The following is a 24,565-nucleotide window of genomic DNA, read 5'->3' on the forward strand; positions in this document are numbered from 1 at the left end:
CCCTGCGCTTGGCACGACCAAAGCCACGAAAACGCCACCGTCAATCGACGGTGGCGTTTTCGTTGGGTAGGACTGGACAGTATTACTTGCGCCAGAAGCTGGGCGAGAACAGCACCAGCACGGTCAATATCTCGAGACGCCCCATCAGCATGCCGATGCACAGCAACCACTTGGCGCTGTCCGGCAGGCTCGAGAAGTTGCCCGCCGGGCCGATGATCTCGCCCAGCCCCGGGCCGACGTTGGTGACGGCCGTGGCGGCGCCGGTCACCGCGGTGATCAGATCCAGCCCGATGAATGACAGCGCCAGCGCCAGGCCACCGATGGTGATGAAGAAGAAGAACGAGAAGGCGATCACGGCGCGCACCACCTCATCGGGCAGCGCACGGCCATTGTAACGCTGCGAGAAGACGCCATTGGCATGGATCAGCGAGCGCAGATGGTTGCCGAGCATGATCAGCCCGATCTGCAGACGGAAGATCTTCATGCCACCGCTGGTCGAGCCGCTGCAGCCGCCGACGAAGGTCAGATAGAAGAAGGCCACCACCGCAAAGGGCCCCCAGGCACTGTAGTCATCGCTGGCGTAGCCGGTGGTCGTCACCACCGAGATGACATTGAAGGTCACCTGGGTCAGCGCCGTGAAGATGGCCTCGCCATTGACGACGCGATACAGCGTCAGCAAGGCGATCACCCACCCCAGCAGCCGCAGGAAGCCGCGCACCTGGGCATCACGCCACAGGACACCGGCCTGATCCTGCCAGGCACGGATGAACAGCACGAAGGGCAGCGCCCCCAGCAACATGAAAGCCGAGGCCATCCACAGCAGATAGGGCCGGTCGGAATAGACGCCCATCGAGCTGTCGTAATTGGCGAAACCACCGGTGGCCAGCGACGTCATGCCATGTACCAGCGCATCCAACCAGTGCATGCCGCCCAGCCAGTAACAGACGATGGCCAGCAACGTCAGCCCGACGTAGACCAGCCCGATGGCCTTGGCCACGCCACCGGCACGCGGCAGCACCTTGTCGGACCAGTCCGAGGATTCGGTCTGGAACAGGCGCATGCCGCCGACCTTCAGAAACGGCAGGATCGCGATCGCCATCACGATGATGCCGATGCCGCCGACCCACTGCATCAGCCCCCGCCACAGCTTGAGCCCATCCGAGAGCCCTTCGATGTCAGACAGCACGGTCGAGCCGGTGGTGGTGATCGCCGACACCGATTCGAACACGGCATCGGTCACGCCCAGGTGGGTGGCACCGAAGATCAACGGCAGGCTCGAGTAGGCCGACACCAGCACCCAGCTCAGTGTCGTCAGCACGAACATCGCGCGCGGCTTGAGCTGCAGCTCCACCTTGCGCGATACCGTCAGCATGATGGCCGCCGAGCCGAGCGTGATGCCCAGCGAGATCAGGAAGGCGCTGGCATCCGCATCCGCTTCACCGAGCAGTACCAGCAAGGGCGCCAGCATCATCAAGGCCACCACGCACAGCAGCAGGCCGAGCACCTGGATGACCGGCAACCACTCCGAGAGCGAGAGAAGGCGAACCAGCGCCTGCGAGTGCGCTCGAGTCGCCTGCCCTGCGCGCTCCCGCCTGCGCCGCCGTTTCGGCGAGCCAGCCTTCATGCCACCGACCTGTTGATGACCGTCATCATTGTGCGTCCTCAGCGTTTTACCCCATGACGCCCCGGGCGCCAGTCTCAGTGCGGCGATACCCTACACCCTCTTTCGCCGCTGTCCAGCGCCGCCACAGCGGTGACCCGCCGCAGGACATCACGCCCCGACACCTCACGTCAGGCGCCTTGTGCCACCCTGCAAGCTGCTATCCTGCCAACGACACGCGTAGCCACGCCGCCTGCTCAGTGCCAACACGCCTGAGTCCGGTTGGGCTGCCCAACCCCCGTGCGGTACACTGAGGCCCCAATATGGCAACGATGCGTTCACGGACAAGAACCTCATGCGTCTGACTGACTGGCGAGCCTGGCAGGCGAGTGCGACCCGCACCGCCCACGACAGCCGCGTAGATATCACCCCTTCCCCGCGTGCCGAGCAAGTCCCGGCCATGCAGCGTCGTCGACTCAGCCCGGTCGGCCAGGCCTGCTGCAAGCTATTGTTCGCGCTCGACCCTGACGCCGACCTGCCCATCATCCATGCCTCGCGCCATGGCGATACCGGCAAGATTCTCGCCCTGCTGGATGCCGCCACCCAGTCCGACGAAGCCCTGTCACCGGCGCGCTTCTCGCTCTCGGTGCACAATGCCGTGCTGGGGATGTACTCGATCACCGGCAAATCACGCCAGCCGCTGGAAGCCCTCGCCGCCTGTGGCCACGAATTCGAGGCGCTGATGAGCGAGGCGCTCGGCTATCTGAGCGAGCGCGAGGAGGTCATCGTGCTGTTTTCCGATATCGCCGCGCCAGAGGCCTTTCTACACCACGGTGACTACCCGGCGTGCGCCAGCGCCGTCGCCCTGCGTCTGAGCCGCCGCAGTGACGATGACAGCGCCTGGACACTGAGCGCCACGTCAAGCGAGTCAATGACGGACAGCGCCCCGACGCCGCTTGAGGTCATCGCCTGGCTTGAGCAGGCCGGGGCCGAGACGCTCGTCTGTCGCCGCCAGCAGTGGCAGCTGAACACGGCCTCCTCCAGGCCCTCCTCCACTCCCTTCTCCAGCCCCCGGGCCGACTGATGTCGCGCGTGCTGTCGTCTGCCCTCGGACGCCTGTGGCGAGGTATCGCCACCGCCTTGAGCTTCCTGATCTTCGGACTGGGTGGACTGCTGCTGGGTGGCACATGGCCGCTGCTGGCATGGGTAGTACATCGCCCCGACAAGCGCCAGAGGCTCGCACGCCGGATCATCCATCACGCCATGCGCGGTTTCGTGGGCCTGATGCGCACCCTGGGGGTGCTCGACTATCGCCTGCATGACTGCGAGCGTCTGCAACGCCCGGGCCTGCTGGTGCTGGCCAATCATCCGACGCTGATCGACGTGGTCTTCCTGCTCGCGCTGATTCCCCACGCCGACTGCGTGGTCAAGGGGCGGCTAGCGCGCAACCTCTTCACTCGCGGGCCGATTCGCGCCGCCGGCTACATCACCAACAACGAGCCGCAGGACGTGCTGGACGCCGCACGCGCGAGCCTTGCCAAGGGCAATGCCCTGATCCTGTTTCCGGAGGGCACCCGCAGCGTGCCGGGGCGGGCGCTGAAATTCCGTCGCGGCGCCGCCAACATCGCGCTGCGTACGCCCAGTGACATCACACCGGTGCTGATCGACTGCCAGCCCAGCACGCTGACCAAGGGCGAGCCCTGGTACCACATCCCGGCCCGGCGGGTGATGCTCAACATCAAGGTGCTGCCGGACATGCCACCCGAGGTCACCCAGGCTCCCGACGCGTCGCCGATGCCTCCCTCGCGTGCCGCCCGTACACTGACACGTGAGCTTGCCGACACCTTCGCCACGCAGCTGGAAAGCTTCCAGCAGGCCAACGCGGCACAGGATGGCACAGGCCAGCCCCGGGCCTCTCGGCCGCGAAAGCTGTCATGAAGAGCGCAGTGCCCGCATGATCGCCGCCATGCCATGACGGAACCTTTTTCCCTATCGCCGATCGAGAGATCGACGTCTCACCGTTCAACGACCCTGACACGCCAGAGAGGACCCTCCATGAGTGATACGCCAGCGCTGGAACTGGAACTCAAGCAACTGATCATCGATACCCTGGAGCTTGAGGACATCACCCCGGACGACATCGTCGCCGATGAGCCGCTGTTCGTGGACGGCCTGGGGCTGGACTCGATTGACGCCCTGGAACTCGGCCTCGCGCTGCAGAAGCAGTACGGCATCACCCTGGACGCCGAAGCCGAGGACACCCGCGCGCATTTCGCCAGCCTCAATGCCCTGCGTGAACTGGTGGAGGCCCGTCGTGAGCGCTGATCGAGCAGCCCTCTCCCGCGAGGACATCCATGCCCATGTGCGCCGCACCCTGATCGAGCTGTTCGAGATCGATGCCGCTGACATCCATCCCGAGGCACGCCTCTATGAAGACCTCGACATCGACAGCATCGATGCGGTGGATCTGGTGGTCGAGCTCAAGAAGTTCACCGGCCGCCGCATCGACGCCAATGACTTCAAGAGCGTGCGCACTCTCGATGACATCGTGACCGCCGTCGAGCAGCTGTTGCAGCGCCAGGCATGACGTCATTGTCCTCCGCTCGAGGACGGCGCCCGTCACTGGCGAGTCTGCTGCTTGGCGGGCTGGGTGTCGTGGCGGCCATATGCTGGCCGCTGCTGGTCTACGCCCTGCTCTCGCGGCTGACGACAGCCCCGACGGGCGACGCGACCAGCGGACATGTCTCGCCCTGGATATGGGCACTGATCGCGCTGGGCGCCTTGCTGATCCAGCGCCTGCCCTTGCCGTGGCTACTGCGCCTGACGCTGGGGGCACTGCTGATCGTCGTCAGTGTGGTGAGCGAAGCGGAGCTGGGGCTGCGCGCCTATCCGGTGCTGGTCAATCTGGCCATGCTCAGCGTGTTCGCCACCAGCCTGTGGCGCGGCATGCCGGTGATCGAGCGCCTGGCGCGTCTCAAGGAGCCTGATCTGCCCGCCGCCGGCGTGCGTTATACCCGCAAGGTCACTCGCGTGTGGTGCGGCTTCTTCGTCTTCAATGCCAGTGTCGCCGCGGCCACGGCGCTGTATGCCGACCTGGCGACCTGGACGCTCTACAACGGCCTTTTGAGCTACGTGCTGATGGGACTGCTGTTCTGCGGCGAGTGGCTGGTACGCCTTCGCCTGCGCCGCGCCGATGACTGAGCGCACAGACCGTTGCCGGCCAACCGCCCTGTTCCCGATGAATCCGACTTTCTGAAGAGTTGTCTGACCCACATGACTGATGCCCGCCAGCCTGCCAGTCGCGCCACTGAGCAAGACGCCGCCCAGCGCGCTACCCCCCTCATACGTCAGAGCTGGCGTCAGCTTGCCCGACTCGCGCCCGAGGCGCCGGCCTGCTGGTTGGCCAGCCCCGGTCAGCCGCTGCGCGCGTTGAGCCGTGGCGAGCTGATGGCACGCGTCGATGCCTGGCATCAGTGGCTGGACAACCTGCCCGCTGCACATGCTGGCCGCCGGCCCGGCGCACGCTGGGTGCTGTTCCAGCCCACGGCGCTTGGCGCCTGCGTGCAGCTGCTGGCGCTGTGGGAGCGCGGCATGCTCGCCGTGCTGCCCGGCGACGACCGCCCGCAAACCCTGGCTCGTCTGGCCGAGAGCAGTGATGGCCAGCTGCCCGAGACCAGCCCCGCTGGCTGGCCGCCCGAGCCGCTCGACTCGGGCGCGGCGCCCGGCACACGCCCTGCGATCACGCCTGACGGCGCGCGTCTCGCGCTGGAACTCTGCACCTCCGGCTCCACCGGCGAACCGCTGCGCATCGCCAAGCGCTTCGCTCAGCTCGAGGCCGAACTGGCCGTGCATCGCGCTCTGTGGCCGCTGGTACCGGACGCTTCGGACGCTGACGCAGCGTCTGAGCCGGGCGCAGACACAGATACAGGCACAGACATCGTCAGCCTCAGCCAGGTCAGCCATCAGCATATCTACGGCCTGCTGGTCTCGCTGCTGCGCCCGCTCAGCGAAGGCGTGCCCTTCGTGAGTGACGCCTGTCATTACCCCGAGCAGCTGGTCGCTGCCATCGCACAGCTGGCCGGTCTCGGGTATCGCTGCCAGCTGATCAGCTCGCCGGCCCAGCTGGCGCGCCTGCCCCAGGCCAGTGACGAGAGCCGCGTGGCGGGCCAGGCTCAGACTCAGGTTCAGGCTCAGGTGCTGCGAGTGTTCTCTTCGGGGGCTCCGCTGCCGGCCGTGGCCGCCCGCCATGCCGAGAATTGCCTGCAGGCGCCGGTGATCGAGATCTACGGCAGCACCGAAACGGGCGGCATCGCGCATCGCCGCCAGCATGAGACACCCCACTGGACACCGCTGCCCCAGGTCGAGCTGCGGTTCTCGCCCGACTTCGCGGTGCGCTCGCCGTTTCTGGCACAGCCGGACCAGTGGTGGCAGCAGGCCGACAACGCCGCGCCAGTGACGGCGAAGCCGCCGTCGCAAGGTGATCAGCCGTCTGAGCCGCCGTCGCAAGGTGATCAGCACGCAGCGCCACGTTTCCAGCTGCTGGGGCGCAGTGACCGGCTGGTCAAGCTGGCCGGCAAGCGGGTCTCGTTGAGCGCGGTGGAGCGCTGCCTCAGCGAGCAAGCGCAGGTGCTGGAGGTACGCTGCCTGCCGATGCCCACTCGCGATCATCGCCTGGGCGCGGTGGTGGTGATGGAGGAGAGCGCACTGCCGCAGGACCACGCCAGCCGCCGCGCCCTGATCGCGCGGCTGCGCCGTGCGCTGATGCCGAGCTTCGAGCGCATCGCCCTGCCGCGCTACTGGCGCTTCGTCACGCGCCTTCCGCTGAATGCCCAGGGCAAGTTCACGGCGGACGCCGTCGCACGGCTGTTTGCCGATCTCGACGATACACGTCTGCCACGCTGGCTGGGCGAGACCTCCAGCGGCCCGCACCAGCTGACGCTGGAAGCCGAGGTGCCTGACAGCCTGATCTATCTCGAGGGCCATTTCGCCGCACAGCCTGTGGTCCCCGGCGTGGTGATGCTCAAGTGGGCGCGCGATCTCGACCGTCGCCTGCGCCTGGCGGGTGTCGGCGTGGAGGAAAGCCGTTTCCAGCGTCTCGAGCGCATCAAGTTCTCCAACCTGCTGCTGCCGGGCATGCGCTTCACGCTTGCCACGACACTGATTGCCGACAGCCACGGGCTGCGTATCGACTTTCGACTGGAATCGCCTGCGGGTCTGCATGCCAGTGGCCGCTTGCGCTACGGTGCTGATACCGATAGCGCACCTCTCAGTTCGCCTCTCAGCTCGCCACCTAGTTCGCCCCAGACGACACCCACACCGGAGGCGTCATGAGCCAGTCCCAGGCGCCGATGACCGGCCACACATCCTCCCCCCCCGTCAACGAGTCGCCACTGCGCGCCTGCGTGGTGATTCCGGTCTATGACCACCCCGCCACCATCGCCGGCGTATGTGCCGGTCTGGCACCGCTCGGCCTGCCCATCGTGCTGGTGGATGACGGCTGCAGCGCGCCCTGTGCCCGGGTGCTGGACCAGCTGGCGGCCGAGGGCCATCACCTGGTGCGGCGTGAGCGCAATGGCGGCAAGGGCGCCGCGATGCGCAGTGGCCTGCAGGCCGCCGAGCAGCTCGGCTTCACCCATGTCCTGCAGGTAGATGCCGACGGCCAGCATGACACCAGCGACCTGCCCGCCTTTCTCACCGCCATGCACAGGCGCCCCGACTGCCTGCAGATCGGCTATCCCGAGTACGATGCCAGCGTGCCACGCATCCGCTTCTATGGCCGCTACCTGACCCATATCTGGGTGTGGATCAACACCCTGTCACTGGCCATCCGCGACACCATGTGTGGCGTGCGCCTCTACCCGCTGGCCGCCACCAACCGGCTGCTGGCGCGGCATGACTGTGGTGACCGCATGGCCTTCGACACCGAGGTGCTGGTGCGCTGGTACTGGGGCGGTGGCGAGGTCGCCAATCTGCCAGTCCGCGTGAGCTATCCCACCGATGGCGTCAGCCATTTCCGCCACGGGCACGACAATCTGCTGATCACCGCCATGCATGCGCGGCTGTTTCTCGGCATGCTGCCGCGCTCGCCGAGACTTGCCTGGCGCACGCTGAAGGGACTGGCCGGCAGGTCACAACCTTCAAGCTCACGCAGCATGTCATCACCGCAATCCGCACTGCCGGCCGATGACGACGCCGGCCCCAGCCACTGGGCGCGCCTGTCCGAGACAGGTTCGCTGAGCGGCATGCGCCTGATGGTGACGATTCGCCGTCGCCTGGGGGCCTGGCCGTTTCGCATCGCGCTGTTTCCGGTGCTGGTGTGGTACTTCCTGCTGCGTGGGGTGGCGAGGCGCGCCTCCTTCGACTTCCTGAAGCGCCTGGAACCGGAGCTTGGCGGTGTGCGCCTGTGGGCGAGAAGCTTCGCCCACTTCATGCAGTTCGGTGAGGCGATCATGGACAAGGTCTCGGCCTGGAGCGGCGAGATTCCGCTGTCCTCGCTGACCGGCACCGGCCCGCAGGACCTGCGCGATGCCGCGCGACGCGGCGAAGGCGGCATCATCCTCGTCGCCCACCACGGCAACCTGGATGTGATCAATGCCATCGGCGAGCGCCACGCTGTCGACCTGTGCGCGCTGGTGCACACGCGCCATGCCGAGAAGTTCAACCAGCTGCTGGAGCAGGCCACCGGCCGCAAGCCGCCCCAGATGATCGAGGTCAGCGAGATCACGCCCGCCACCGCCATGGCATTGGGAGAGCGCGTCAATCGTGGCGGTTTCGTGGTCATCGCCGCCGACCGCGTGCCGATTCCGCCCACGGTCGATCAGCCAGAGCACAGCGCGAACCAATCAGAGCACAGCGCGAACCAATCAGAGCACAGCGCGAACCAATCAGAGAACGACAGCGGCGACAGAGAAGCACAGCAAGCCGCCAATCGTGATCGCGTGCTGCACTGCGACTTCATCGATCAGCCCGCGCCCTTCCCCCAGGGGCCCTTCATGCTGGCCGCGCTGCTGCGCTGTCACGTCTACACCCTGAGCTGCGTACGCGAACAGGGCGGTGCCCATCCGCGCTTCCGGGTCGATTTCGCGCCCTTCGATGACAGCCGCGCCGTGAGGCGCAGCGGTCGCGAGGCGTGGATCCAGCAGGCCATGCAGCGCCACGCCCGTCATCTGCAAGCCCGCGTGAAGCGTCATCCGCTGCAGTGGTTCAACTTCTTTGACTTCTGGCATCAGGCGCCCGAGAACCCCACGCCTCTGGAGACGCATCCCTCCGGCAATGATCTGTCGAGCACTGACCGCCCAGGCTGATGGCCGCCGCGACGCCTGCTTTCCTTTACCGACTTTCGCCCTTCAGGTAACTCGTCCATGTCATATCCCGTCTCATCCCCTGCCGCGACACTGATGCTCGACGGCAGTGATATCACCCTCGAGCAGTTGATCGATGTCGCCGAAGGCCGCCGTGAGGTGCGCCTGACCTCGGATGCCGCCTTCCGCGCCCGTATCGAGGCCGGCCCGGCCCTGCTGGAGCGCCTGCTGGAAGAGGAAGGCGTGGTCTACGGCGTCACCACCGGTTACGGCGATTCCGTGACGCGAGCCGTGCAGGGGGCAGAAGACCTCGAAGCCCTGCCGCGCCACCTCTACACCTTCCACGGCTGTGGCATGGGCGCGGACCTGGATGTGGTCAGCAGTCGCGCGGTGGTGATGGTGCGCCTCGTCTCGCTGTGCCGTGGTGTCTCCGGGGTCAGCATGGCGCTGCTGGAGCGCCTCGTATGGCTGCTCAATCACGACATCCTGCCGCGCATTCCCGAGGAAGGCTCGGTGGGCGCCAGCGGCGATCTCACCCCGCTGTCCTATGTGGCCGCCGTGCTGTGTGGCGAGCGTGAGGTCTGGGTGCGCCCCGGCGCAGGCCAGCCCCACGCGCTGCGCCCGACGGCGGAGGTCTTCGCGGCACACGGCCTGACGCCCTATGTGCTGCGCCCCAAGGAAGGTCTGGCGCTGATGAACGGCACCGCCGTGATGACGGCCCTCGCCGCGCTGGCCTACGGCCGCACCACCTACCTCAGCCGCCTGAGTGCGCGCATCACCGCGCTCAGCGTGCAGGCGCTGGAAGGCAACCCCTATCACTTCGATGCCGATCTGTTCGCCGCCAAGCCGCATCCCGGTCAGGCCCGCGTGGCGCAGTGGCTTCGCGATGATCTGGCCCATCCGGCGGCGCCGGAAGTCGATGCCACGCCGATCAACTCGCCGCGCCTGCAGGACCGCTACTCGACACGCTGCGCACCCCACGTCATCGGCGTGGTCGAGGACAGCCTGCACTGGTGGCGCAGTTTCCTGGAGACCGAGCTCAACAGCGCCAACGACAATCCGCTGATCGATGTCGAGGCGGGCAAGATTCTCCACGGCGGCCACTTCTACGGCGGCCATGTGGCGATGGTGATGGACAGCCTCAAGACGGCGGTCGCCAACCTGGCCGACCTGCTCGACCGCCAGCTGGCACTGCTGGTCGATAGCCGCTACAACCGTGGCCTGCCCAGTAACCTCAGCGGTGCCACGCCTGAGCGCGCGCCGCTCAATCACGGCTACAAGGCGGTGCAGATCGGCGCCTCGGCCTGGACGGCGGAAGCTCTCAAGCTGACCATGCCCGCCAGCGTCTTCTCGCGTTCCACCGAGTGCCACAATCAGGACAAGGTCAGCATGGGCACCATCGCCGCGCGGGATGCGCTGCGCGTGCTGACATTAGTGGAACAGGTCGCCGCCGCCACCCTACACGCCGCCGTGCAGGGCAGCGAGCAGCGCGCCGACATCACGGGCCAGGCTGCCACGCCGCCCAGGCTGGCCGCCTTCACCCGCGAGCTGCGTGAAGACATCGCGCCCCTCGAGGAAGATCGCGCTCTGGAAGCCGACCTGCGCCTGCTGTGCGCGCGCATCCGTGAGCGCCATTGGACCCTGAGCGCTGGCGAGGCCAACGCATGAGTGAGCGGACAGCCTTGAGCGAGGCAGCATTGAACGAGAGACAAGCCATGAATCAGCCCACAGATACCCCGATGCCGACCGCCACGGTAGAGATGGAAGTGCCCTTCCACGACGTCGACATGATGGAAGTCGCCTGGCACGGCCATTACGTGCGCTATCTCGAGATCGCCCGCTGCAAGCTGCTCGACATGCTCGACTACAACTATCCGCAGATGCGTGAGTCGGGCTACGCCTGGCCGGTGATCGACCTGCGCCTGCGCTATGCCGGTCCGGCGCGCTTCGGTCAGCGCATCGCCGTCACCGCACGGCTGCGCGAGTGGGAGAACCGCCTCAAGCTCGACTACGTGATCCGCGATGTCGAGAGCGGCAAGCGCCTGACCCGTGGCTACAGCGTGCAGGTCGCCGTCGGGTTGGAGGATGGCGAGATGCTGCTGGCCTCACCGCCCGCGCTCAGCGAGCGGCTGGCGAAGTGGCAGGCCGAACAAGCGCTGACACACGCAAGCGATTCACCTGACTCCCCTTCAGACGCCCGAGGAACGCCGTGATGACGTCACGCCTTGCCATTGCCGCCACTGCCCTGCTGCTGACTGCCGGGGCCTCCTGGGCCAGCGCTTCCGAGAGCAGCGCTCCCAAGACCAATGCTGCAAAATTCGACGCCCGTGCCCTGACGCAACAGCTGGCACGCACCGCCCCGGTCTGCGGTGATTTCCAGCAGGCGCGCTGGCTTGAGGATGTCGGCGCAGAGCTCGAGAGCCGGGGTCATTTCCGTCTGATCGGTGACCCGAACGCGCCTGAGGGCCTGGTGTGGGAAACCACTTCGCCGATTGAAGACCGTCTCGAGATGCGCCCCGATGCCAGCCAAGGCCCGAATGGCGAACCGCTGCCGGCCGACCAACAGGCGATGGCGGAGCTGCTGATCAGCTTCTTCCACGGCGACTGGCAGGCGCTGGAGGAGCACTTCTCCCTGACGTTGAGGGGCACGCCGGATGACTGGCAGGCCAGCCTGACGCCCAACGATGCCCGCCTGGCCGAGGCCATCGAGCGCCTCGAGATCGACGGTGGCAGCTGGCTGGAACACGTGAATCTCGCCAGCGGCGACGGTGATCGCCTTGAGCTGACCCTCACCGCCGGCGGTCACTGCGAACGATGACATCACCCAGTCATGAGCCGCGCAAGGGGCTGGATCGCGCCGTCTGGCGCTGGCTGTGGGCCGCCGCCCTACTGTTGTGCGCCCTGCTGCTGGCCGCGAAACTCGCCCCGCAGAGCCCATGGCGAGGGGCGATCGACACTCGCATCACCGCCATGCTGCCGAAGCAGGAACGCAGCCCGCTGGCGGCGCGCGCCGAATCGCTGGATGACACCGCCAACCGGCTGGTGATTCTGGTCGGCAGTCGCGATGCCAGCGCCGCCGCACGCAAGCAGCGTGACGCTGCAGCCCAGGCGCTGCGTCAGGCGCTCGCGCCCATCGCGAGGCTGGATGACGGCAAGAGCCTCGAAAGCCTGCGCCTGCCGGCAGAGGTGCAGCCGGCCCTGATCGCCCCGTCGCTTGCCGGCCTGAGTGACGATGACTGGCAGGCGCGCGCGCTCAGGCAACTGTTCCAGCCCGGCGGCCAGCGTGACCTGATCCGTGATCCTTTCGGGCTGGCCAATGCCTGGCAGAGCTGGCTGACGCCCGCCAACCTGTCGCTGTCCGGTGGCCAGCTGTTGCTGCGCTCGCCGGCGTCAAGCGGTGACCAACCCAGCAACGGCTATCGCCTGATCAGCGCCACCCTGACGGGCAGCGCCTACGCGATGAGTGGCCAGCAGGCGCTGGAGCAGGCCGTGAATGGCGTGAAGGCCGACTATCCCGACGTCCAGCTGCTGCGCTCCGGGCTGGTCTTCCATGCAAGCTCAGGTGCCAGACAGGCCAAGCAGGAGATGTCGACCATCGGGCTCGGCTCGCTGATCGGCGTGCTGCTGTTGCTGTGGGCGGTGTTCCGCACCCCACGGCGGCTGCCCTTGCTGCTGGTGCCGGTGGCCACGGGCGTGCTGTTCGCGCTGCCGCTGACCTGGTGGGCCTTCGGCAGCCTGCATGTGCTGACGCTGGCCTTCGGTGCCAGCCTGATCGGCATCTCCATCGATTACGTGCTGCATCTGGAATGCATGCGCCGTCTGGCGACGCATGGCCGTGGCGGGCTCGCCGCGCTATGGCCGGGCCTGACGCTGGGGCTGTGCTCCAGCCTCGCCGCCTATCTGGCCATCACCCTGACCCCGATGCCCGGCCTGCGCCAGATGGGCATGTTCGCCGCACTCGGCCTGATCGGTGCCTGGCTGAGCGTGCGCCTGTGGCTGCCGAAACTGCCACTGCCGGCGCAGGCCACCCGCGAGGACTCCCCCGCCGCCCGCGCCGCAGGACGTCTGGCGCGCGCCATCCCCGGCAGGCGCAGCTGGCAGGCACTGGCGCTGCTGCTGGTAGCCGCGCTGGCCAGCCTCTACGGACTGCGCAGCGATGACCGTCTCACGCAGCTCAACCCCTCGCCTGCGTCGCTAATCAATGAGCAACGCGAGGTCCAGCGCCTGCTCGCCGAGCCGGACGGCCTGCGCTACCTGATCGTGCAGGCCGAGACTGACGCCGCCCTGCTCACGCGCCTGCATGCCCTGGAAGACACCTTCCAGCGACTGAATGCACGCCAGCAGCTGGGTCACTGGGCGAGCCTCGCTCAGCAACTGCCGACACTTGAACAGCAGCAGGCCAACCTCGGCGCCATGCGTGAGCGCACCCGCACCCTGCTGCCTCAGGTGCTGAGCACCGCAGGCCTGCCGCCCGAGCTGGTCACGCGTGCCGAGCAGGCCAGCGCTGACGCCCACCCGCTGCGCCCGGCCGATTGGGTCGCGCTGCCCGCCGGCGAGATGGGCCAGCGACTGTGGCTCGACTCGCGCAGCGTCGCCATCGGCATCGTGCGCTTCGGCGATGTCACGGCTGAGGGCAGTGCCGCGCTTGCGCGCCTCGCCGCGGATGACGACAGCCTCGAGTATGTGGACCAGGTCGCCAGGCTCTCGACGACGCTGGGCAGGATTCGCAGCGAGATGGCCTGGCTGGTCGGCGGCGCAGTAATCCTGATCAGCCTGCTGCTGGCGCTGCGCTATCGCCACAGTACCTGGCGGGCGCTGTTGCCACCGCTGGGCGGACTGGTACTGACATTGGCAGCCCTGACGCTGGCAGGCGTCGGCCTCAACCTGTTCCACCTGCTGGGCCTGCTGCTGGTACTGGGGATTGGCCTGGATGCGGGCATCTTCTGTGCCGAGCATCCCGCGCGCAGCGCAGAAAAAGACAGGATCGGAGACACCGCCAGCCGTGCATCGCAGGCCAGCCTGCTGGCGATTTCGCTATCGTGCGCCTCCAGCCTGCTAGCCTTTGGGTTGTTGAGCTTCAGTCAGACACCGGCGCTGGCGGCACTGGGGCTGGCCTGCCTGCTGGGGCTGAGCGCTACCTGGTTTCTGGTGCCCTTCGCGCGCAGTTGATTCGGGCCATAAGCGAGAGGCAAGCAAGCCGCAGGAAACGCAGCGCAACATCAACACATAACGACAACGACGACAGGGGACGATGCCATGGAATCGGCAGATCGCAGCGACAACCCACCACGCAAGGAAGTCATCATCATCGGCGCCGGGCCCGCCGGTGCGGCGGCGGCGGCGTGGCTGGCACGCGCGGGCCATGCGGTGCGCGTACTGGAGCGCAGCCACTTCCCGCGCTTCTCCATCGGCGAGAGCCTGCTGCCGCGTTGCATGCAGCATCTGGAGGCCTGCGGCCTGCTGGAGGCCGCAGCCGCCGGTGGCTATCAGCGCAAGACCGGTGCGGCCTTCACCCGCCGCGGCGAGCATCGCGTGATCGACTTTCGCGACAAGTTCACTGACGGCCCCGCCATCACCTGGCAGGTGGAGCGCGCCGACTTCGATCAGCGCTTGATCGAGGGCGCACGGGCGGCAGGGGCCGAGGTCGAATTCGGCGTCACGGTCACGGGCTTCACTCCCGCTCGCCCCGCGCAGAGCGATGCCAGCAGCCAGGCCCAGGGGCCACGTCTTACGCTGGAAGATGGCCGCGAGCTTGAGGCCGCCTTCGTGCTGGATGCCAGCGGCTATGGCCGCGTGCTGGCGCGCCTCGAATCCCTTGAGCGCGACCCGCGTCTGGAGCCGCGCATGGCGCTGTTCGGCCATGTCCACGATGGCATCGCCGACCTTGCGCCACCCGCCGAGGACTATCGCCGCGACAATATCCTGATCGCCTCGCACCCGGTGCATCCCGATGTCTGGTACTGGCTGATTCCCTTCGCCAATGGCCGCGCCTCGCTGGGCGTGGTCGGCCCGCGCGAGCTGATCGAGCCTGCCGCCGGGGACGATACGCAGTCACGCCTGTGGCTGTGGGTGATGGAAGAACCGCGCCTGGCAGAGCTGCTGCGCGATGCTCGGCCGGCCAACGCCGTGCAGTCACTGGGCGGTTACAGCGCCGATGTCAGTCGCCTGCATGGCCCGGGCTATGCGCTGCTCGGCAATGCCGGCGAGTTTCTGGACCCGGTGTTCTCCTCCGGCGTGACCATCGCGCTGGAATCGGCACTGCGTGCCGCGCCGTTGGTCGAACGCGAGCTGACCGCCGAGCATGCCGCCCAGCGCCCCGACTGGGCCAGCGAATACGAGCAGCCGCTGCGCCGTGGCATCGAGGTGTTCCGCGAATTCGTCACCGCCTGGTATGACGGACGCCTGCCCACCATCATCTATCACCCGAGCTCGCCGGATCGCATCCGCCAGATGATCAGCGCGATACTCGCCGGTTACGCCTGGGACACGGCCAACCCCTTCGTCAGCGCCAGTCGCCGCCGCCTGACGGCCCTTGCCAGGCTGACCGCGCCCGAGCAGGCACTCGCGCCAGACGCGGTGCAGGAAAGCGACTCGCTCGCTGGCCTCAGCGCCTTCGGCCGCGCAGCAAGCGTCGGCGAGAACAGGTAAAGTAGCGTCATGAAAAACATGTCTTTCGCCTCTCACGTTGTTTCCACAAGGCTGCGCTCAGTCGGGCTGCGTTCAGCAGGGCTGAGCAGCCGCCTCGGGCTGGCCAGCCTTGCCGTGGCCGCCACGCTGCTGTTGAGCGGCTGCAGCCTGCTCGCCCCAAAGCCGCTGGAGGCTGCCAGCCCGATGCCGGCGCTGGCGAGTCTCGAGCAGACCCGCACCCAACGTCTGATTCTGCGTGTGGCGCGTATAGAGAGTGATGACAGCGCACAGCGTGCAGCCGATGGCGAGGGTGCGCAGGAGCACAATCTGCCGCCTCTCATCGGCGTACTGCGCCAATCGCCCGAGGCCATGCGGCTGGTCATGCTCAGCGTGCAGGGCCAACGTCTGTTGACGCTGGTGCATGACGCCGATGGCAGCCGTTTTGAGAAGGCACGCCCCGAGGTGCTCGAGAAGCTGCCCTTCAGCGCCGACTGGCTGGCGCGGCGTATCGCCTGGGTGCACTGGCCAAAGGCCACGATCGATAGCGCCTTTGCGAACACAGGCTGGCAGCTGGTACAACGCGGCGACTGGCAGCAACGTCGCCAGCCCGCGCAGCGCATCATCACGCAAGAGGGTGTGACCATCGCCGAGCTGACCCGCGATGCCAGCGGCCGCGTGACCCTGCGCGACCCGACGGCCGACATGCAACTGACGCTGGAACCGCTGGCAGCGCCCAGCACACAGAACGCCCCTGACGACTCACCGGAAGCTTCGCCGCATGACTGACCCCGTCACCCCTGACGTTCCCGATACCTGCCATGCCCCCACTCCGGGCCCTTGCCGCCTGTCACGCCCGGCCATCGTCTGCCCGCTGGGTGCGGACCACAGCCTGATCAGCAGTGCGCTGTTCACCGCCAGTCGCGGACTGCGCATCAGTGATGACTTCAGCCCCGGCACGCCGTTGCCGCTGGGGCGCGTCACCGCACGGCTGGTGGATGACGATGACTGGCCCGCCGTCATGCGTTCGCGCAACAATCGCCTGCTGGCCACCGCGCTTGAGCAGCTGGCACCGGAGCTTGAGGCCCTCAGGCGCCAGGGCATCGCGCCGGAGCGCATCGGCGTGGTGCTCGGCACCAGCACCTCAGGTGTCGGTGAGACCGAGCAGATGATGCCGGCCTATCGCGCCGGTATCGCCGCCGGCAAGGCGAGTGGCGAGAGCTGGCCGCCGGACTTCGAATACGGCCGCCAGGAGCTGGGCGCCCCCGCCAGCTGTGTCGCCTGGCTGAGCGGCGCACGCGGGCCGGTCTACACCCTCTCCACCGCCTGCACCTCCAGCGCCAAGGCCCTGGCCAGTGCGCGCCGTCTGCTGGCCTCCGGCCAGTGTGATGCGGTGATCGCCGGTGGCGCCGACAGCCTGTGCCACATGACGGTGAAGGGCTTCATGAGTCTGGAGGCCGTCAGTCGTCAGCCCTGCCTGCCGCTGGGGGCCGAGCGCGATGGCATCAACCTGGGTGAGGCCGCCGCGTTGTTCGTGGTCACGCGCGAGCGTGGCGGCGTGCAGCTCACCGGGGTCGGCGAATCCAGCGATGCCCACCACATCTCCGCCCCCTGCCCCGAAGGCAACGGTGCCGAGGCCGCCATGCGCGGTGCGCTCACCAATGCCGGGCGCACCCCGAGCGAGATCAACTACATCAACCTGCACGGCACCGCCACGCCGCTGAATGATGCGATGGAAAGCCTCGCCATCAGCCGCCTGTTCGGTACAGATGCCGGTTCTGATATCGATCAGCTCCGCCTCCCCGCCGTCAGCTCCACCAAGGCGCTGACCGGCCATACGCTGGGCGCCTGCGGGGCACTGGAAGCCGCCTTCTGCTGGCTGACGCTGGAACATGGCCGCCTGCCGCCGCATGCCACGCCGCAAAAGGCACTGGACCCGACATTGCCCGAGCTCAATGTCGTCACGCGTGACCGCCCCGAGACCCCGCCGCTCAGAGTGATGAGCAACGCCTTCGCCTTCGGCGGCAACAACATCTCGCTGCTGTTCGAGCGCCACCCCCAGCCAGCGGACAGCCCGGGAGGTGAGGCATGAGTGACAGTCCTGCGATGCTGCCGGCATTCCCCTGCGCCATCGCCGACTACGTGCCCCACGAGCACGGCATGTGCCTGCTGGATCGCATCCTGCATTGGGATACCACGAGCCTGAGTGCGGATGTCGTGCCTCAGGCGAGTGATGTCTTTGCCGAGCGCGGCCCGGCCGATCGCGGCCCGGCCGAGCGCAGTCCGAACGCTGACGCCGAGCAGCAGTTCGTGATTCCGGCGTTCGTGGGGCTTGAATGGATGGCGCAGGCCATCGCGGCCTGGTCGGGGGTCGAGGCGGCCCTGGCCCGGCAGGCACCGCGGGTCGGCTTTCTGCTCGGTACGCGCCGCTACCACTGCAACGTGGCGCATTTCGCCTGCCAACAGCGCTGGAAAATCCACGTTCGGCTGGATTATCGTGCTGCCAACGGACTGGGCGCGTTCACGGCCCACCTACAGGATGAGCAAGACAGGGAAGTCGCCTCCTGCGTGATCAACGTCTTCGAACCGCCCGCGGGTGGGAAGACAGACGACTCGCAGTCATCACAGACTCCCCGGGACACCGGTGGCAATGAATCGTAAGGAAAGACCGATGTCCGAGCACTCAGTCCCCACAAACTCTATCCACACAAGCCCTGCTGACGACACTCCCGATGCTGATACCCGCCCTCCCCGCGAGTGGATTCTGGTCACCGGCTCCAGCCGTGGCATCGGCCGCGCCATCGCGCTGCGACTGGCCCGCGAAGGCTACAACCTGGTGCTGCATTGTCGCTCGCGCCGTGACGCCGCCGAGGAGGTCGCGCGGGAGATCAGCGCCCTGGGCGGCGAATCGCGCATCCTGAGTTTCGATGTCGCCGACCGAGACGCCACGCGCAGCGCGCTGGAAGCCGATATCGAGGCCCACGGCTGCTACTACGGAGTGGTCTGCAATGCCGGTATCCATGCCGACAACGCCTTCCCGGCGCTCACCGATGACGACTGGGACAGCGTGATCCGCACCAACCTCGACGGCTTCTACAACGTCATCAAACCGCTTTCCATGCCGCTGGTGCGCCGTCGCAAGCCGGGGCGCATCATCGTGATGTCCTCGGTGTCGGGCATGATGGGCAATCGGGGGCAGGTCAACTATTCCGCCGCCAAGGCGGGATTGATCGGCGCTGTCAAGGCGCTGGCGGTGGAGCTGGCCAAGCGCCGCATCACCGTCAATGCCGTCGCACCGGGCGTCATCGCCACCGAGATGACCGAAGGCGTCGAGATGGAAGAGGCGTTGAAGATGATTCCCATGCGTCGCGCGGGAGAAGCCGAGGAAGTCGCCGCCACCGTGGCCTTCCTGTGCTCTAAGGACGCCGGCTACATCACCCGCCAGACCATCGCGGTGAACGGGGGCATGTTCTGATGACGACTACTTCATCCCTGCGCGGCAGACGTGTCGTGGTCACCGGCATGCATGGTTTCTCGCCCATCGGCAATGACTGGCCGACCCTGCGCGCCAACCTCGAAGCGGGCTGGACCGGCATCCGCTATATCGAGGACTGGGACAAGTACGAGGGTCTCAACACCCGCCTCGGCGCGCCGGTCAACGATTTCGAACTGCCGAAACACTACAATCGCCGCGCGCTGCGCAGCATGGGGCGTGTGGCGCAGCTGGCGACTCGCTCCAGCGAACTGGCGCTGGAAGCGGCCGGCCTGAGTGACAGCCCGCTCAAGGAGAGCGGCCAGATGGGCATCGCCTACGGCGCCTCGGCCGGTGAGCCGGATGCGGTGGCCGACTTCGGCAACATGCTGATCAATCACTCCACCGATGGCCTCAATGCCAATTCCTATATCCGCATGATGGCGCACACCGCGCCGGTCAATATCGGCGTGTTTCTCGGTATCAAGGGGCGGATTCACACCACCTCCAGCGCCTGCACCTCCGGCAGTCAGGGCATCGGCTACGCCTATGAGGCGATCCGCTTCGGCCGCCAGACCGCGATGGTCGCCGGTGGCTGCGAGGAGCTGTCCGCCGCCGACGCCGCCGTGTTCGACACCCTGTTCGCAACCAGTACCTGCAATGACCAGCCGGACCTCGCACCGCGGCCCTTCGATGCCGAGCGTGATGGCCTGGTGATCGGTGAAGGCGCCGGTACGCTGATTCTGGAAGAGCTGGAGCACGCCCTGGCACGTGGCGCGACCATCCATGCCGAGATTCTCGGCTTCGGCACCAACTCCGATGGCCGTCACGTCACCCAGCCGGATGCCAGCATGATGGAAGCCGCGATGCGCATGGCGCTGGAGGATGCCGGTGTCGAGGCCTCACAGATCGGCTATGTCAGCGCGCATGGCACCGCTACCGAGCGCGGTGATATCGCCGAGAGCCATGCCACCCATGCGGTGTTCGGCGAGCACATGCCGATCAGCGCCTTCAAGAGCTTCACCGGCCATACCCTGGGGGCCTGTGGCGCGCTGGAGGCCTGGGTCGCCATCGAGATGATGCGCGAGGGCTGGTTCCACGGCACCGCCAATCTCGAGGACATCGACCCGCGCTGCGCACCGCTCGACTACCTCACCGGCGCAGGCCGCGAGATCGCGACGGACACCGTGATGAGCAACAACTTCGCCTTCGGTGGCATCAATACCTCGCTGATTCTGCGTCGCTGGCAAGACTGACCCGCAGAGCGAGCCAACTGACGCACGACTGTCGCCACCAGACGACTTTGCAGCGGATCGGATCTGGCGCAAGATACGCGCCCGCTGCATGGTCTATGGTGTGATTGGCTCACGCCTCTGGCTGTCTGACGGCGATATTCGCTGGCGTCGCGCCAGTCAATCACACGGTAAGGAGGGGTTTCACATGGCGTCATCCGTTGCTCAGTCATTCTTTTGGGTGTTGCGTGCCGCGCGCTCTGCACGTGGCATGGCAATGGCCACCGCCCTGGTGACCGGCTCTGCCAGCCTGCTGGCCTCCATGCCGGCAGAGGCGCGGGACACGCAGCACTTCCTGCCGATCATGCCGGTGATGGCCAGCACCGCGGCCAGTCAGCGGCTGGGCAAGGACGTGGCCTTCTTCTTCGGTGACAAGCAGCCCTACGAGCGCATCGAGAAGCGTGGCTGGGCGCGGGTGAATCCGAAGACCAACGCGTCCAACAAGAGCGATGCGGAGGCCTGTCGCTGGGTGTTCCTGTCGGCGCTGCGCGAGTTGCAGAAGAAGGCGCGTGAGTATGGTGCCAATGCGGTGATCAACATTCGCAGCGACTACGACAACGTGCCCTACTCCAGCAGCGAGAAGTACGAGTGCCATGCGGGCAATATCGTCGCGGGTGTGGCGCTGCGCGGGGATCTGGTGATCCTGCATCCGAAGAACTGATTCCTCGATATGGCGGTCAGGCAAGGCAGTGGCGTGAGCGGGTCAAGTGAGCCGGTTGTGGATGACGTGGCAGGCACGCCTGCGAGGCGCCCGACCGATCACCCCGCCTACCGCTGCGTGGTGCTTGGACGCGCTGCATCAGATGACATCGCTTCGCTGAGCACGGGTTCGCCGAGCGCCGACTTGTCCAACGGCGAGCCGCTGATCTCGCATGATCCCCACGCCCTCGCCGCCTCCCTGGCATCTGCAACTGGCGGCGCTGCCAGCGCCTTGCCGAATCCCTGCTCTGAATCATCCTCTCGGCCAGCCCGCCTGTGGCTGGCCGAGGCGTGTGTGCTGCCAGCCTCCTGTGCTGACTCGGCTGATTCCTCTGCCAGCCCCTCCACTGAAACCTCCAGCTGTCGCTCGCTGCGCGCTCGCCAGCCGGATGTGGATAACGCTGCCCCCCCCGTGTCATCTGCCAAGGCCCGCCGTCGCCAGCAACGTGAAGCCGAATCGCGCCTCGCCCGCCTTCTGCTCGGTGAACTCGCCGCTGCTCAAGGCATCCAGCTTGCGCTGGCCGATTGGTCGCCGCGTGGCCAGGCACCCTATCACCCTGCGCTACCGGCGGGCTTTCACGTCTCCATCGCCCACCGCCACGGCCATGTGCTCGTCGGCCTCGCCACCGCCCCGCTCGGGCTGGACCTCGAATACCGCAACCCCCGCCACGCCCACGACCTCGACACCCGCATCGCCATGCTGCCTACAGACGCACGCGAACGCCTCGCTGAGGCATCACACCTCAGCGAGACAGAACGATTGGACGGGTTTTATCGCGAATGGGTGAGGTACGAGGCGAAAATAAAAATGAATTTCTGTACTCTGAGATGGAGCCATCAATTAGAAAGATAACCGAGAGCTCATAATAACTAGATAGAATTCCCCACTCTTAGGAACTCAGCAACGCTAATTATGCGACTTACATCTTTTCGAATCAATCCGAATTCAGGCCATGAAAACTGACCATATTTCTCATCAGACTTTATTTTATCATAGGAATCTTTTAGAGTTTTGACAGAAACTAGCAAACTACTCCACCTCATCAGATGTACACTTGATATTTCTGCCGCAGCAGAGGTTAAGCTAATTAGTATTTCATAATGTTGATCACACGTTTCCAAAAGCATTTTTACATTAAGATCGCTTATGTTTTTATCGACATCTAAAAACTTTCTCAGATCATGAAGCTGTGATTCATAATCACTAGGTGATGGCAAATCGTCAGCACTATCACTCCATGAAAAGGGGTCCCCAGTTTCAAAATTAATTAGCAATATAGAGACGTGTTTCTCTAGACTCTTTCTAAGCTGCTCTTTTCTATTACATTCTATCTCTATTTCTTTTTCTCTTATTCTACGTCCTAGTCTGTTAGATAAAGAGTTTAAAAAAAGACCAATTAACAAAATACCCAAAACAGCTTCTGAAGAAACCATTATCATACCAAGATCATTGCTTGGCAGAATATCTCCAAATCCTAAGGTGGTTATAGTAACAAAACTAAAATATATACTTTCAACCCAAGTCAGCTCTGTAGAGCTAACTCTCAAGTACTTGTAGAATACTCCGTATATAACTGTAGGGTGCCGGATGATCGGATTTCACAACGAAGCTATCCTTTGTTAGCCTCTCGTGAGCTCATCAAGCAATTGATTCAGGAAAAGCTTCATGGACATCAAGCTGCATAAGCAAGCGACGACGACACCGAAAATCCGTGCCGACATCCAAGCAGCTCCCTCCAGCATGACGAACAAAGATCTCGCTCGTCAGTTCGGGGTCAGCGTCTCAACTATACAACGCTGGCGCTATCGTGATGATGTCCTGGATCGTTCCCACACACGTCATAACCTACTCGCGACTCTGACCTCAGAACAGGAAGAGATCGTCATCGCCGCACGTGAACTGCTTCGCCTGGGGCTCGATGATCTACTTGTCGTTGCTCGGGAATTCCTGAACCCAAATCTGTCGCGTTCCGCACTTCAGCGCATGCTCAAACGACGTGATGTACCGACTCTCGCCAAGCTGGCGCGTCAAGATGCGAAGGAGGACGAAAAGCCCAAGCATCGGCCTTTCAAGGATTATGAGCCCGGGTATGTGCACATTGATATCAAGCACCTGCCCCAAATGCCTGACGAAGATCAGAAGCGTTATCTCTACGTCGCGATTGATCGTGCCACTCGGTGGGTGTATCTGGAGGTCAGATCAAGTCAATCTGCAAAGGACGCCCAGGCGTTCATGAAGCGTGTGGAAGAGGAGGCTCCCTTCACGATTCGAACCGTGCTCACGGACAATGGTAAATCCTTTACCGATCGCTTCACCGTGGGTGGCGAACGTAAGCCCAGTGGAAATCATCTTTTCGACCAGGAATGTCAGAACCATGGTATTGAGCATCGATTGATCAGGCCAGGCAGACCCCAAACGAACGGGATGGTGGAGCGCTTCAATGGGCGTATCAGCGATGTTTTGGCGACTCGGCGTTATGACTCAAGTGAGGATTTAGAACAGACACTCGAGCGTTATTGCTGGCTCTATAATCACCACATTCCTCAGAAGGCACTACAGCACAAAGCGCCTATAGCAGCAATGAAGGAGTGGCAGGTCGAACGACCTGAGCTGTTTACGCAAGCTATAGTCAATCAGACGGAACCCGACATATAAAAATAAGAGCTAGAGTTATACTAGAGAACCAAAAACCAAAACCTATAAGAGTTATTATCTCTCCATCGTCTTCAAAATTAAAAAATAAGCTTTTTGCTAAAAATCCAAACCCTGAAAAAACCAAGAATACAGAAGAGACTATCCCAGCTATAACACCAAAATCACATACGGACTCACTAACTCTATACACATAATTACCATAACTCTTAAAAAGCTTGCTTCTCTTAAGAGCGGTACTTAACCCAAAGAAAACACTTCCAAATATAAAATATACAACAGATATTGTGAAAGCTAAAAACTCATAAGCGACTGAATCAGCGATATTATTATAAAAATAATCAACATTTTCATCTAAAAAAAAGCAGCCTATGATAAAACCAGAGAATGCAGATATTGCTGCATTTGGAAAATAAGCAACTTTTAACCTTTTTCTTAAAAACTTACACTTAATATTAAGCACGCCGTCTCCTTGGCTACACTTGATGTATTAAAAAACTACAAGTACACCGAAAAACCCGCCAGAGTTTTCTCTGGCGGGCTTAGAAAAACCATACTGCGAGTTACTTAACGGCGGCGACCACGGTAATTTCACACAGCAGTTCCGGGCTGGCCATGGCGGCTTGTACACAGGCGCGGGCGGGGGCGTGGCCTTGTGGTACCCAGGTATCCCAGATGTCGTTGAAGGTCTTGAAGTCGTCCATTGTCTTGAGATAGACGGTGGCGGAGAGCAGGTGCTCGCGGTCGGTGCCGACTTCTTCCAGCAATGCATCGACACGCGCGAGCATGCTGTTGGCCTGGTCCGTGATATTCCCGAAGCGGTGGTCCGGCCCGGCGACCTGGCCACACAGGTAGATGGTGTTGTTGTGGATCACGGCGCGGCTCATGCGCGGCTTGGTGTCGTGACGTTGGATATCGCTCATG

Annotated in this window: 24 protein-coding genes; 20 read left to right on the top strand and 4 right to left on the bottom strand. The window is 64.5% G+C overall.

The features are described 5' to 3' along the window. Positions 1–82: 82 nt before the first annotated feature. Entirely contained in the window at positions 83–1,624 is a 1,542-nt protein-coding gene (locus AC5WNJ_RS12615; RefSeq protein ID WP_495929839.1) for a TrkH family potassium uptake protein, read from the bottom strand. A 331-nt stretch (positions 1,625–1,955) separates the two neighbouring features. Here AC5WNJ_RS12615 and AC5WNJ_RS12620 point away from each other — a divergent pair, with 331 nt between their 5' ends. The 19 genes from AC5WNJ_RS12620 to AC5WNJ_RS12710 all read left to right on the top strand — a co-directional run bounded on the left by AC5WNJ_RS12620 (position 1,956) and on the right by AC5WNJ_RS12710 (position 21,841). Beyond that, positions 1,956–2,684, top strand: a complete 729-nt coding sequence (locus AC5WNJ_RS12620; RefSeq protein WP_495929840.1) for a beta-ketoacyl synthase chain length factor — start codon at positions 1,956–1,958, stop codon at positions 2,682–2,684. Further along, positions 2,684–3,538 carry a lysophospholipid acyltransferase family protein gene (locus tag AC5WNJ_RS12625; RefSeq protein WP_495929841.1) on the top strand — a complete coding sequence of 285 codons (855 nt, stop codon included), beginning with the start codon at positions 2,684–2,686 and terminating at the stop codon, positions 3,536–3,538. Before AC5WNJ_RS12620 ends, AC5WNJ_RS12625 begins: the two co-directional genes overlap by 1 nt. Before the next feature lie 117 nt (positions 3,539–3,655). Next, positions 3,656–3,925 carry a phosphopantetheine-binding protein gene (locus tag AC5WNJ_RS12630; protein WP_495929842.1) on the top strand — a complete coding sequence of 90 codons (270 nt, stop codon included), beginning with the start codon at positions 3,656–3,658 and terminating at the stop codon, positions 3,923–3,925. Continuing rightward, the gene (locus AC5WNJ_RS12635; protein ID WP_253061341.1) at positions 3,915–4,187 is read left to right on the top strand and encodes an acyl carrier protein; all 273 of its coding nucleotides are present in this window, start codon (positions 3,915–3,917) and stop codon (positions 4,185–4,187) included. Before AC5WNJ_RS12630 ends, AC5WNJ_RS12635 begins: the two co-directional genes overlap by 11 nt. Further along, positions 4,184–4,801, top strand: a complete 618-nt coding sequence (locus AC5WNJ_RS12640) for a COG4648 family protein (RefSeq protein ID WP_495929843.1) — start codon at positions 4,184–4,186, stop codon at positions 4,799–4,801. The genes AC5WNJ_RS12635 and AC5WNJ_RS12640 overlap by 4 nt, the downstream gene beginning before the upstream one ends. 72 nt (positions 4,802–4,873) lie before the next feature. After that, positions 4,874–6,931: an ApeI family dehydratase gene (locus AC5WNJ_RS12645; protein WP_495929844.1), complete on the top strand. Its 2,058-nt coding sequence runs from the start codon at positions 4,874–4,876 to the stop codon at positions 6,929–6,931. Beyond that, positions 6,928–8,904 carry a glycosyltransferase family 2 protein gene (locus tag AC5WNJ_RS12650; protein WP_495929845.1) on the top strand — a complete coding sequence of 659 codons (1,977 nt, stop codon included), beginning with the start codon at positions 6,928–6,930 and terminating at the stop codon, positions 8,902–8,904. Before AC5WNJ_RS12645 ends, AC5WNJ_RS12650 begins: the two co-directional genes overlap by 4 nt. A gap of 57 nt (positions 8,905–8,961) precedes the next feature. Then, positions 8,962–10,569 carry an HAL/PAL/TAL family ammonia-lyase gene (locus tag AC5WNJ_RS12655; protein WP_495929846.1) on the top strand — a complete coding sequence of 536 codons (1,608 nt, stop codon included), beginning with the start codon at positions 8,962–8,964 and terminating at the stop codon, positions 10,567–10,569. Between the two features lie 47 nt (positions 10,570–10,616). Beyond that, the gene (locus AC5WNJ_RS12660) at positions 10,617–11,114 is read left to right on the top strand and encodes an acyl-CoA thioesterase (protein ID WP_495929847.1); all 498 of its coding nucleotides are present in this window, start codon (positions 10,617–10,619) and stop codon (positions 11,112–11,114) included. Continuing rightward, positions 11,114–11,719: a LolA-related protein gene (locus AC5WNJ_RS12665; protein WP_495929848.1), complete on the top strand. Its 606-nt coding sequence runs from the start codon at positions 11,114–11,116 to the stop codon at positions 11,717–11,719. The genes AC5WNJ_RS12660 and AC5WNJ_RS12665 overlap by 1 nt, the downstream gene beginning before the upstream one ends. After that, positions 11,716–14,070, top strand: coding sequence for an MMPL family transporter (locus AC5WNJ_RS12670; RefSeq protein WP_495929849.1), 2,355 nt, complete (start codon positions 11,716–11,718; stop codon positions 14,068–14,070). Before AC5WNJ_RS12665 ends, AC5WNJ_RS12670 begins: the two co-directional genes overlap by 4 nt. Before the next feature lie 87 nt (positions 14,071–14,157). Further along, entirely contained in the window at positions 14,158–15,549 is a 1,392-nt protein-coding gene (locus AC5WNJ_RS12675; RefSeq protein ID WP_495929850.1) for an NAD(P)/FAD-dependent oxidoreductase, read from the top strand. 9 nt (positions 15,550–15,558) lie between these two features. Beyond that, a complete protein-coding gene (locus AC5WNJ_RS12680; protein ID WP_495929851.1) occupies positions 15,559–16,314 on the top strand; it encodes a DUF3261 domain-containing protein in 756 nt (251 codons plus the stop codon). Beyond that, positions 16,307–17,617: a beta-ketoacyl-ACP synthase gene (locus AC5WNJ_RS12685; protein WP_495929852.1), complete on the top strand. Its 1,311-nt coding sequence runs from the start codon at positions 16,307–16,309 to the stop codon at positions 17,615–17,617. The genes AC5WNJ_RS12680 and AC5WNJ_RS12685 overlap by 8 nt, the downstream gene beginning before the upstream one ends. Beyond that, positions 17,614–18,186, top strand: a complete 573-nt coding sequence (locus tag AC5WNJ_RS12690; RefSeq protein ID WP_495929853.1) for an ApeP family dehydratase — start codon at positions 17,614–17,616, stop codon at positions 18,184–18,186. Before AC5WNJ_RS12685 ends, AC5WNJ_RS12690 begins: the two co-directional genes overlap by 4 nt. A 10-nt stretch (positions 18,187–18,196) precedes the next feature. Then, positions 18,197–19,000 carry a 3-oxoacyl-ACP reductase FabG gene (fabG, locus tag AC5WNJ_RS12695; protein WP_495929854.1) on the top strand — a complete coding sequence of 268 codons (804 nt, stop codon included), beginning with the start codon at positions 18,197–18,199 and terminating at the stop codon, positions 18,998–19,000. Further along, on the top strand, positions 19,000–20,253 hold the full coding sequence (locus AC5WNJ_RS12700; RefSeq protein WP_495929855.1) for a beta-ketoacyl-ACP synthase: 1,254 nt from the start codon (positions 19,000–19,002) through the stop codon (positions 20,251–20,253). The genes fabG and AC5WNJ_RS12700 overlap by 1 nt, the downstream gene beginning before the upstream one ends. 184 nt (positions 20,254–20,437) lie before the next feature. After that, positions 20,438–20,950, top strand: coding sequence for an excinuclease ATPase subunit (locus AC5WNJ_RS12705; protein WP_495929856.1), 513 nt, complete (start codon positions 20,438–20,440; stop codon positions 20,948–20,950). Between the two features lie 450 nt (positions 20,951–21,400). Beyond that, the gene (locus tag AC5WNJ_RS12710) at positions 21,401–21,841 is read left to right on the top strand and encodes a 4'-phosphopantetheinyl transferase family protein (RefSeq protein WP_495929857.1); all 441 of its coding nucleotides are present in this window, start codon (positions 21,401–21,403) and stop codon (positions 21,839–21,841) included. A gap of 17 nt (positions 21,842–21,858) precedes the next feature. Here AC5WNJ_RS12710 and AC5WNJ_RS12715 read toward each other — a convergent pair whose 3' ends face one another. Next, the gene (locus AC5WNJ_RS12715) at positions 21,859–22,581 is read right to left on the bottom strand and encodes a potassium channel family protein (RefSeq protein WP_495931054.1); all 723 of its coding nucleotides are present in this window, start codon (positions 22,579–22,581) and stop codon (positions 21,859–21,861) included. A 73-nt stretch (positions 22,582–22,654) separates the two neighbouring features. Here AC5WNJ_RS12715 and AC5WNJ_RS12720 point away from each other — a divergent pair, with 73 nt between their 5' ends. Continuing rightward, positions 22,655–23,644 (top strand): IS481 family transposase, encoded by a 990-nt coding sequence (locus AC5WNJ_RS12720; protein WP_495929779.1) that lies wholly within the window; start codon positions 22,655–22,657, stop codon positions 23,642–23,644. Here the strand turns inward: AC5WNJ_RS12720 and AC5WNJ_RS12725 are convergent. Together AC5WNJ_RS12725 and AC5WNJ_RS12730 are read right to left on the bottom strand one after the other, a co-directional pair. Continuing rightward, positions 23,619–24,104 carry a hypothetical protein gene (locus AC5WNJ_RS12725; protein ID WP_495929858.1) on the bottom strand — a complete coding sequence of 162 codons (486 nt, stop codon included), beginning with the start codon at positions 24,102–24,104 and terminating at the stop codon, positions 23,619–23,621. The genes AC5WNJ_RS12720 and AC5WNJ_RS12725 overlap by 26 nt on opposite strands. 100 nt (positions 24,105–24,204) lie before the next feature. Continuing rightward, positions 24,205–24,564: a RidA family protein gene (locus tag AC5WNJ_RS12730; protein ID WP_175088450.1), complete on the bottom strand. Its 360-nt coding sequence runs from the start codon at positions 24,562–24,564 to the stop codon at positions 24,205–24,207. Between the last annotated feature and the right edge of the window lies 1 nt (position 24,565).

This window comes from Cobetia sp. PDI-23MA, from assembly GCF_059507735.1.

Bases quoted from the DNA above. Each gene is read 5' to 3' on its own strand.
- AC5WNJ_RS12680 (WP_495929851.1), top strand. From the start codon at position 15,559: ATGAAAAACATGTCTTTCGCCTCTCACGTTGTTTCCACAAGGCTGCGC.
- AC5WNJ_RS12685 (WP_495929852.1), top strand. From the start codon at position 16,307: ATGACTGACCCCGTCACCCCTGACGTTCCCGATACCTGCCATGCCCCC.
- AC5WNJ_RS12650 (WP_495929845.1), top strand. From the start codon at position 6,928: ATGAGCCAGTCCCAGGCGCCGATGACCGGCCACACATCCTCCCCCCCC.
- AC5WNJ_RS12640 (WP_495929843.1), top strand. From the start codon at position 4,184: ATGACGTCATTGTCCTCCGCTCGAGGACGGCGCCCGTCACTGGCGAGT.
- AC5WNJ_RS12620 (WP_495929840.1), top strand. From the start codon at position 1,956: ATGCGTCTGACTGACTGGCGAGCCTGGCAGGCGAGTGCGACCCGCACC.
- AC5WNJ_RS12615 (WP_495929839.1), bottom strand. From the start codon at position 1,624: ATGAAGGCTGGCTCGCCGAAACGGCGGCGCAGGCGGGAGCGCGCAGGG.
- AC5WNJ_RS12690 (WP_495929853.1), top strand. From the start codon at position 17,614: ATGAGTGACAGTCCTGCGATGCTGCCGGCATTCCCCTGCGCCATCGCC.
- AC5WNJ_RS12655 (WP_495929846.1), top strand. From the start codon at position 8,962: ATGTCATATCCCGTCTCATCCCCTGCCGCGACACTGATGCTCGACGGC.
- AC5WNJ_RS12705 (WP_495929856.1), top strand. From the start codon at position 20,438: ATGGCGTCATCCGTTGCTCAGTCATTCTTTTGGGTGTTGCGTGCCGCG.
- AC5WNJ_RS12630 (WP_495929842.1), top strand. From the start codon at position 3,656: ATGAGTGATACGCCAGCGCTGGAACTGGAACTCAAGCAACTGATCATC.
- AC5WNJ_RS12720 (WP_495929779.1), top strand. From the start codon at position 22,655: ATGGACATCAAGCTGCATAAGCAAGCGACGACGACACCGAAAATCCGT.
- fabG (WP_495929854.1), top strand. From the start codon at position 18,197: ATGTCCGAGCACTCAGTCCCCACAAACTCTATCCACACAAGCCCTGCT.
- AC5WNJ_RS12730 (WP_175088450.1), bottom strand. From the start codon at position 24,564: ATGAGCGATATCCAACGTCACGACACCAAGCCGCGCATGAGCCGCGCC.
- AC5WNJ_RS12675 (WP_495929850.1), top strand. From the start codon at position 14,158: ATGGAATCGGCAGATCGCAGCGACAACCCACCACGCAAGGAAGTCATC.
- AC5WNJ_RS12700 (WP_495929855.1), top strand. From the start codon at position 19,000: ATGACGACTACTTCATCCCTGCGCGGCAGACGTGTCGTGGTCACCGGC.
- AC5WNJ_RS12670 (WP_495929849.1), top strand. From the start codon at position 11,716: ATGACATCACCCAGTCATGAGCCGCGCAAGGGGCTGGATCGCGCCGTC.
- AC5WNJ_RS12660 (WP_495929847.1), top strand. From the start codon at position 10,617: ATGAATCAGCCCACAGATACCCCGATGCCGACCGCCACGGTAGAGATG.
- AC5WNJ_RS12625 (WP_495929841.1), top strand. From the start codon at position 2,684: ATGTCGCGCGTGCTGTCGTCTGCCCTCGGACGCCTGTGGCGAGGTATC.
- AC5WNJ_RS12645 (WP_495929844.1), top strand. From the start codon at position 4,874: ATGACTGATGCCCGCCAGCCTGCCAGTCGCGCCACTGAGCAAGACGCC.
- AC5WNJ_RS12665 (WP_495929848.1), top strand. From the start codon at position 11,114: ATGACGTCACGCCTTGCCATTGCCGCCACTGCCCTGCTGCTGACTGCC.